Source organism: Pseudomonas sp. P7759, from assembly GCF_013386445.1.
GTDB classification, from domain to species: domain Bacteria; phylum Pseudomonadota; class Gammaproteobacteria; order Pseudomonadales; family Pseudomonadaceae; genus Aquipseudomonas; species Aquipseudomonas azotoformans_A.
Genome location: NZ_JACART010000031.1, coordinates 79,758 through 87,129 on the forward strand (window position 1 = coordinate 79,758; position 7,372 = coordinate 87,129).

The 7,372-nt window shown below is 62.3% G+C and carries 8 protein-coding genes; 4 read left to right on the top strand and 4 right to left on the bottom strand.

The genetic code is table 11. The features are described 5' to 3' along the window. Positions 1–13 precede the first annotated feature (13 nt). Positions 14–223 (top strand): hypothetical protein, encoded by a 210-nt coding sequence (locus tag HX823_RS22290; RefSeq protein WP_038845570.1) that lies wholly within the window; start codon positions 14–16, stop codon positions 221–223. Here HX823_RS22290 and HX823_RS22295 read toward each other — a convergent pair. Further along, on the bottom strand, positions 220–1,095 hold the full coding sequence (locus tag HX823_RS22295; protein WP_038845568.1) for a LysR family transcriptional regulator: 876 nt from the start codon (positions 1,093–1,095) through the stop codon (positions 220–222). The genes HX823_RS22290 and HX823_RS22295 overlap by 4 nt on opposite strands. 104 nt (positions 1,096–1,199) lie before the next feature. Here HX823_RS22295 and HX823_RS22300 point away from each other — a divergent pair, with 104 nt between their 5' ends. Then, complete coding sequence (locus HX823_RS22300) at positions 1,200–2,582, top strand: aldehyde dehydrogenase family protein (RefSeq protein WP_038845566.1); 1,383 nt, start codon at positions 1,200–1,202, stop codon at positions 2,580–2,582. A 31-nt stretch (positions 2,583–2,613) separates the two neighbouring features. Here the strand turns inward: HX823_RS22300 and HX823_RS22305 are convergent, their stop codons facing one another. Further along, positions 2,614–3,522: a LysR family transcriptional regulator gene (locus HX823_RS22305; protein ID WP_177076716.1), complete on the bottom strand. Its 909-nt coding sequence runs from the start codon at positions 3,520–3,522 to the stop codon at positions 2,614–2,616. Positions 3,523–3,632: 110 nt separating this feature from the next. Here HX823_RS22305 and HX823_RS22310 point away from each other — a divergent pair, with 110 nt between their 5' ends. Then, positions 3,633–4,832: an MFS transporter gene (locus HX823_RS22310; RefSeq protein ID WP_177076718.1), complete on the top strand. Its 1,200-nt coding sequence runs from the start codon at positions 3,633–3,635 to the stop codon at positions 4,830–4,832. Between the two features lie 3 nt (positions 4,833–4,835). Here the strand turns inward: HX823_RS22310 and HX823_RS22315 are convergent, their stop codons facing one another. Next, positions 4,836–5,141 carry a protealysin inhibitor emfourin gene (locus tag HX823_RS22315; RefSeq protein WP_177076720.1) on the bottom strand — a complete coding sequence of 102 codons (306 nt, stop codon included), beginning with the start codon at positions 5,139–5,141 and terminating at the stop codon, positions 4,836–4,838. Positions 5,142–5,155: 14 nt separating this feature from the next. Beyond that, positions 5,156–6,220, bottom strand: a complete 1,065-nt coding sequence (locus tag HX823_RS22320) for a M4 family metallopeptidase (RefSeq protein WP_177076722.1) — start codon at positions 6,218–6,220, stop codon at positions 5,156–5,158. A 128-nt stretch (positions 6,221–6,348) separates the two neighbouring features. On the opposite strand from HX823_RS22320, the gene HX823_RS22325 reads away from it, so the two are divergent. Then, positions 6,349–7,275, top strand: a complete 927-nt coding sequence (locus HX823_RS22325) for a DNA/RNA non-specific endonuclease (protein ID WP_177076724.1) — start codon at positions 6,349–6,351, stop codon at positions 7,273–7,275. The last annotated feature ends 97 nt before the right edge of the window (positions 7,276–7,372 follow it).

A 7,372-nucleotide genomic window follows, 5' to 3' on the forward strand; every position in this document is an offset into this window, starting at 1 on the left:
CTGTGAGAATGCTATGAGAAACGACGACCTGGACCTGCGCGCCGACCGCGACGAACTGCATGACTACGCTCCACGCGCACCGCAACCCAAGCGCCAGAAGAGCCTGGTGCTGCAAGTGGCACTGGGGGTCTTTCTGGGCGGCCTGGCGCTGTGGCTGGTGCAATTGGGTGCGACCGCACTGATGGCGAAGCTGGCGATGGGCACCCTGCAATTGGGCGGCTAAGCCGCACGAATCGCCCCCTGCTCCTCCAACAGCTTCACAAAACTGTTCAAACTCTGCGACACCGTCCCCCGCCGCCAGATCAGCCAGGTGTGCAGGATCCGGAAGTTGTCCGTCAGCGGCCACACACTCACCGCCGTCGACCCCGGCATGCTGTCGAGCATGCTGCGTGGCATCAGCGCCAGGCCCGCGCCGGCGCTGACGCAGGCGAGCATGCCATGGTAGGACTCGATCTCGAAGATCTTGCCCGGCACCGCGCCGTCCTGTGCAAACCAGCGTTCCAGGTGATGTCGGTAGGAGCAGTTGGAGCGAAAGGTGTAGATGCTCTCCCCGTTCACGTCCTGCCCACGGGTGATCGGCGCATGATGCAGCGGCGCAATCACCACCATCTCTTCCTCGAACACCGCCACGCCTTCCAGGGTCGCGTGCAACAGCGGGCCGTCGACGAATGCCGCCGTCAGCCGCCCGGACAACACGCCTTCGATCATGGTGCCCGAAGGCCCGGTACTCAGGTCCAGCTCGACCTTGGTGTGTTTCTGGTTGTACGCCGCCAGCAACGCCGGGATCCGCACCGCCGCCGTGCTTTCCAGCGACCCCAGGGCAAACGCGCCTTGGGGCTCCTCCCCCGCCACGGTCGCGCGGGCTTCCTGCACCAGGTCGAGAATGCGCCGCGCATAACCGAGGAAATTCCATCCAGCCGGGGACAGGCGCAGGCGGCTTTTCTCGCGGATGAACAGCTCCACACCGAGGTCCTGCTCCAGTTGCTTGATGCGCGTGGTCAGATTTGACGGCACCCGATGAATCAACTGCGCGGCGGCACTGATACTGCCTTGCTCGGCAACGGCCTTGAAGATTTCCAGCTGCACCAGATCCACATCATTCTCCAATCGTGAACGTATTGCTTAATATTATTCAGTTTCCAGAAAAGAGATAGCCCCGTACGCTGAACCCCACTTAATTCACTCAGCAGGACGGTGCCATGAACGCGACTACCCACGCCCTCTCGATCAACCCGGCCAACGGCGAAACGGTCGGCAGCTATCCGTATGAAACCGCGCAGCAACTGGACGCCGCCCTCGACCGCTCCACCCTCGCCTTCCGCACCTGGCGCCGCCAGCCAGTGAGCCAGCGCGCCGAGTTGCTGCTGAGCCTGGCCAGCGCCCTGCGCGAACAAGCCGAAGACATGGCGCAGATGATCACCCTGGAAATGGGCAAACCCATCGCCCAGGCCCGTGCCGAAATCGAAAAATGCGCGCAACTCAGCGAATGGTACGCCGCCCACGGCCCGGCCATGCTCGCCCCGGAGCCGACGCTGGTGGACAACGGCAGCGCCCAGATCGAATACCGCCCGCTGGGCCCGATCTTCGCCGTGATGCCGTGGAACTTCCCGGTATGGCAAGTGCTGCGCGGCGCAGTGCCGACGATGTTGGCCGGCAATACCTACGTGCTCAAGCATGCGCCGAACGTAATGGGCAGCGCCTATCTGATCCAACTGGCGTTCCAGAAGGCCGGTTTCGCCGATGGCCTGTTTGAAGTGGTCAACGTGACCAACGACGGCGTGTCCAAAGCCATCGCCGACCCGCGCATCGCCGCCGTCACCCTCACCGGCAGCGTGCGTGCCGGCATCGCCATCGGCTCCCAGGCTGGCGCTGCGCTGAAAAAGTGCGTGCTGGAGTTGGGCGGCTCGGATCCGTTCATCGTGCTCAACGACGCCGACCTCGACGCCGCCGTGCAAGCCGCACTGATCGGGCGCTTCCAGAACAGCGGCCAAGTCTGCGCCGCCGCCAAGCGCCTGATCATCGAGGAAGGTGTAGCGCAAGCCTTCACCGCCAAGTTCCTCGAGGCCAGCCGTGCCCTGGTGATGGGCGACCCGACGTCAGCCACCACCTACATCGGCCCGATGGCGCGCTTCGACCTGCGCGACGAGTTGCACGGCCAGGTCCAGGCCACCCTGGAAGAAGGCGCGACGCTGTTGCTGGGCGGCAATAAAGTGCCCGGCGCCGGTAACTACTACGAGCCGACCGTACTGGCGGGCGTCACCGACCAGATGACCTCGTTCAAACAGGAACTGTTCGGCCCTGTCGCCTCGATCATCACCGCACGCGACGCCGACCACGCTGTGGCCCTGGCGAATGACAGCGAGTTCGGCCTCACGGCGAGCATCTTCACCACCGACCCGGCCAAGGCGCGCGACATCGCCAACCAGCTTGAAACCGGCGGCATCTTCGTCAACGCCTTCAGCGTTTCCGACCCTCGGGTGGCGTTTGGCGGGGTGAAAAAGAGTGGTTTCGGCCGCGAGCTGTCGCACTTTGGCGTGCGGGAGTTCTGCAACGCGCAGACGGTGTGGCTGGACCGCAAGTAAAACGCAGGGGTGGCGCGGGCACGGGTCGTGGCTATCGCCCCCCCAGCCCCGCCACCAAGGCTTCCAGCACCACACTGACCTTGGGCAACGCCTGGCGATTCCTGACCCAGGCCAGCCTGATCGCGGCTCCCTCGGTGGCCAGCTGCGGCAGCACCTCAACCAGCTTGCCTTCCTCCAGCGATGGCCGGACCACCCACGACGGCAGTTGCACGATCCCGCAACCGGCCAACGCAGCCTGCATCAAGCCGTCGCCATTGCCGATCACCAGGTGCGGCGTCATCTGCCAACGCCGTGCAGTGCCCTGTTCACCGGCGAAGTTCCAGGGGCTGACGCGACCGTCCACCCAGCCATAGGCGAGACACTGATGCCGTTCAAGCTCACGCTCGCACGTCGGGGTGCCATGGTTCGCCAAGTAATCCGGCGAGGCACACAACGTATGCCATTCGTGCGCAAGCACACGCTGTTCGATCGTTTCTGGCCAGCCCTGCGCTTCACCGACACGCACCACCAGATCCACACCCTCCTTGAACGGGTCCACTAACCCGTCGCTGAAGGAAATGTGCGGCACCAAGGACGGAAAAGCCTGCAGCAAAGGCAGCAGCACCGGCAACACCCGCACGCGCCCAAACACATTGGGCAGATCAATGCGCACACGTCCACGCGGCTCGCTTTGCTCCGCGCGCAGCGACAGCTCGGCCTCCTCCAGGTCAGCCAGCACCCCCGTACAGGTACGGTAAAACGCCACGCCGGCCTCGGTGAGGGACAAGCGCCGCGTTGTGCGCAGAAACAGTCGAGCGCCCAGGCGCGTTTCAAGCCGCGCGATGCTTTTGCTGATGGCCGAGGCAGTCAGGCTCATTTTCTCGGCAGCGGCGGTAAAGCTGCCGTAGTCCGCAACACACACAAACACATCAATCCCTTTCAAGCGTTCGGAAGAAAACATGCACGCCCCGCATTTGTGAATTCAGGTCAGCCAAGCTGGTAATTAACATCCTAAATCAGAATTCAACTCAACAGTAAGCTAGGGTCAATGAACCCGGTACTGAGGCTCGGATGCTGACCACGCTGAAAAACTACCCCTTGACCGTCAACCTGCTTCTGAGTGCGTCACTGGTGTTGACCCTCGCCAGGGCCATCACCTTGCCCTATCTGGTGATCTACCTGTCGAGCCAGTTCCAATTGGGCGTCGCCGACATCGGCCTGGTGATCGGCAGTTCGCTGATCCTCGGCTCATTGTTGAGCCTGTACGGCGGTTTCCTGGTGGACAGCCAGCCAGGTTACCGCTTGATCCTGGGCTGTTGCGCGGTGTTCACTTGCGGGTTTCTGGCAGCGTTTGCCGCACGGGACCTGTGGGTGTTCTACGCCTGCCTGGTCGCGATCAACCTGGCGTACGCCGTCATTGATATCGCGGTCAAATCAGGATTTGGCCGGCTACTGCCCGTCGATGCGCGCAGTGAAGCATTTTCGATCAAATACACCCTGACCAACATCGGCTACGCCGTCGGCCCTTTTCTCGGTGCGGGATTGGCCGCGCTCGCCATCAGCCTGCCCTTCCTGGCGTCGGCGATGCTGGGCGCCGGTTTTTTCATCGTTTACGCCGTGTGGGGTGACAAGCATGCAATGCCCGTGGACACGAGCCAGCCCGGCGCGCCATTCCTGGCGGTCGGCAAGGTGCTGCTCAGTGATTACCGGCTGGTGTGTTTTACCCTGGGTGGTGCACTCAGTGCCGTGGTGTTCGGCCAATTCACCGCTTACCTCTCGCAATATCTGATCGTCACCACGACACCCGAAATGGCCTACCGGATAATCAGCAGCGTGGTGGCCACCAACGCGCTGATGGTGATCAGCCTGCAATACGTGATCGGCAAGCGAATCACCCATCAGCACTTGAATCTGTGGCTCGCAGGTGGGTTGGGCATGTTTATCGTCGGCCTGGCGGGGTTCGGCTTGTCTACCTCGCTGATGTTCTGGGTGGTATCCATGACGGTCTTCACGCTGGGAGAGATCATCGTGTTCCCTGCCGAGTACATGTTCATCGACATCATCGCCCCCGATCATCTGCGGGGCATGTACTACGCTGCGCAAAACCTGGGCAACGTTGGCGCGGCCCTGGGCCCGGTGCTGTGCGGGATGGTCTTGGCGACACACCCCGCCCACACCATGTTCTACATGCTCGCGCTGTTCGTTATCGCCGGCGGGTTGCTCTACAGCCTCGGTGCGTCGCTGGCAGCCAGGGTGAACGCTCCCACCTGAACCTCAGCAACGGATATGCCGACGCACGCACTGCACCAACCCGTCCAGCGCCTGCGATTTGACCGGCGCGAGCACGCAAACCGTGTGCTCGCGCTCGTCTTCCTTCACCGTCAGGGTGTAATGCACCTGGCCCGGATTACCGCGCGCAGGTGCATGGCTTTGCGGCAATTGAAAGAAATCGCACGCCTCGACAAGCCGCCGCAGTTCCTGCTGGTCTTGCTCCGGCAGCGCGTCCAACTCCACCGTCTGTGGCTTGGCCAAGCCCGGAAAATAACCGGGGCCGCCGTTTTCCTTGATCGAAATTTGCATGGCCGCTCCTCACATCAGACAGAAATGCCGACCGCCTTCCAACCGTCCTTGACCGCCTTCTGTTCATCCGTGTTCGCGCCGTAGAGTCGGCCTGCCACATCGTAAGTGATGCGCGCAAAGCGCAGGAACCCCGAGTTGGGCCGCAGCCGCGCATCCCGCAGCGCGTCGTACCAGATACGCCCGGCACGCTCCCAGGCGAACCCGCCGAGCTTGGTCGCCACCTGATAGAACGCATGGTTGGGAATACCGGAATTGATATGCACCCCGCCATTGTCCTCGTAGGTCTGCACAAAATCATCCATGTGCCCCGGCTGAGGGTCCTTGCCCAGCAGTTTGTCGTCAAACGCCGTGCCGGGGGCTTTCATCGAGCGCAGGGCGGTGCCTTTGATCTTTTGGGTGAACAGTCCTTTGCCGATCAGCCAATCAGCGTCTTGCGCGCTTTGCTTCAAGGCATATTGCTTGATGAGCGAGCCGAACACATCCGACAGCGACTCGTTCAACGCTCCGGACTGATTGAAATACATCAGCTTGGCCTCGTCCTCGGTGACGCCATGGGCCAACTCATGGCCAATTACGTCAAGCGCCACCGTGAAGCGGTTGAACAACTGCGCATCCCCATCGCCAAACACCATCTGGGTCGAGTTCCAGAAGGCATTGTTGTAGTTCTGGCCAAAATGCACCGTGGCGTCCAGCGCCATACCGGCGTCGTCGATGGAGTTGCGATCGAAGACCTGGTCGAAAAAATCGAAGGTGGCGCCCAAGCCCTCGTAGGCTTCGTCCACCGCGGCATCCCCGCTGGCGGGTTGCCCCTCACCACGCACCAGCGTGCCCGGCAGGCTGTCGGTGCCCTCGGCGCTGTAGATCGAGCGGCGCTTATCGGCGCCCATGGCCAGGGCCATGTGCGCCGGCCCCTTGGCAGGTTCGGCGACCATGCGCAACGAGCGAAACGTCGTGTCCTTGGCGCGGGTACGCAAGGCGACCTCCCGTTGCGCTTTATCACCGTTGCGCGCGATCTGGTCGAGCATATAGGGCGGGATCAGGCAGAAAATCGGATGGCGATGCGGCTGACGAACACACATGGACTGGCTCCATCTGGCAGGTGACAACGTCCGGGTCATCGATTCAGGATAGTCCCCAGGGGTTAACGCGTGTCATCAATTGTCATTAACCTATGTTGCAGTCGTGTTTATCCAAGGAGGACTGACCGATGCCAGCACGTAAAGCCAAAATCGACCTTGCATACCGCCCCAGGCTCGCTGACCTGCGCCCGTTGATCGCACCGAGCCCCACGTTGCTGGAGGCACGGGCGGCGACGCCACGCGTCACCCCCGCCAAAGACTTGAAGGGCCGGCGCGGCTACGCCGAGGACTTTCTCGGCAGCTTCGGGGTGCCCTGGCCCACGGTGGAAGAGGCCTTGGCGGAGGATGCACAGAAGCGCCTGGACTACACGCACTTCTCGATCACGATGTCGCGCGCCAAGCGGCTTGCGCTGTATGTGGGCGTCAACATCGATGGTGGTCAGCACGTCGATATCATTCGCAGCAACGACGCCTGGGCCTATGACGGCCGCTTGCCCATCGATGCGCAGGTGGGCGAAGCGCTGTATGCCAGCAATGGCCTGGATCGCGGCCACCTGGTCCGCCGACAAGACCCCAACTGGGGCGACGAGGCGCAAACCGCCAACTTCGACACCTTCCATTTCACCAACTGCTCGCCGCAGATGAGCGGGTTCAACCAGAAGACCTGGCTGGAGCTCGAAGACTACATCCTCGATAACACCCAACGCTGGAAAGCCCGCGCCACCGTGTTTACCGGCCCGGTGTTCGCCGACGACGACCGAGTGTACCGAGGCGTGCAGATCCCCAAGGCGTTCTGGAAAGTGGTCGCCTACCTCAGCGACAACGGCAAGCCTAGCGCGAGTGCCTACATGATTGACCAGAGCCGCGAACTGGGCCAACTCGACCTGGTGTTCGGCCAGCTCAAGACCTACCAGCGCAGCGTGATCCAGATCGAGCGCCTGACCGGGCTACGCTTCGGCAACCTGGCCGACTACGACGGCTTCAGCAACGAAGAGCGCGCCACCGGCACACGGATTGAAGCGCTGATACAGGGGCCTGAAGACATTCGTCTCTGACCGACGCTTTACATGTTGAACTGCGTCACACGCCAACCACGATGCGAAGCGAGCCGCTCTTGCTCTTGCTCTGGCTTTTGATCTCAGGCGCCCCGTC

Coding starts and splice junctions, on each gene's coding strand:
- HX823_RS22290 (WP_038845570.1), top strand. CDS start 14: ATGAGAAACGACGACCTGGACCTGCGCGCCGACCGCGACGAACTGCAT.
- HX823_RS22300 (WP_038845566.1), top strand. CDS start 1,200: ATGAACGCGACTACCCACGCCCTCTCGATCAACCCGGCCAACGGCGAA.
- HX823_RS22305 (WP_177076716.1), bottom strand. CDS start 3,522: ATGTTTTCTTCCGAACGCTTGAAAGGGATTGATGTGTTTGTGTGTGTT.
- HX823_RS22310 (WP_177076718.1), top strand. CDS start 3,633: ATGCTGACCACGCTGAAAAACTACCCCTTGACCGTCAACCTGCTTCTG.
- HX823_RS22315 (WP_177076720.1), bottom strand. CDS start 5,141: ATGCAAATTTCGATCAAGGAAAACGGCGGCCCCGGTTATTTTCCGGGC.
- HX823_RS22320 (WP_177076722.1), bottom strand. CDS start 6,220: ATGTGTGTTCGTCAGCCGCATCGCCATCCGATTTTCTGCCTGATCCCG.
- HX823_RS22325 (WP_177076724.1), top strand. CDS start 6,349: ATGCCAGCACGTAAAGCCAAAATCGACCTTGCATACCGCCCCAGGCTC.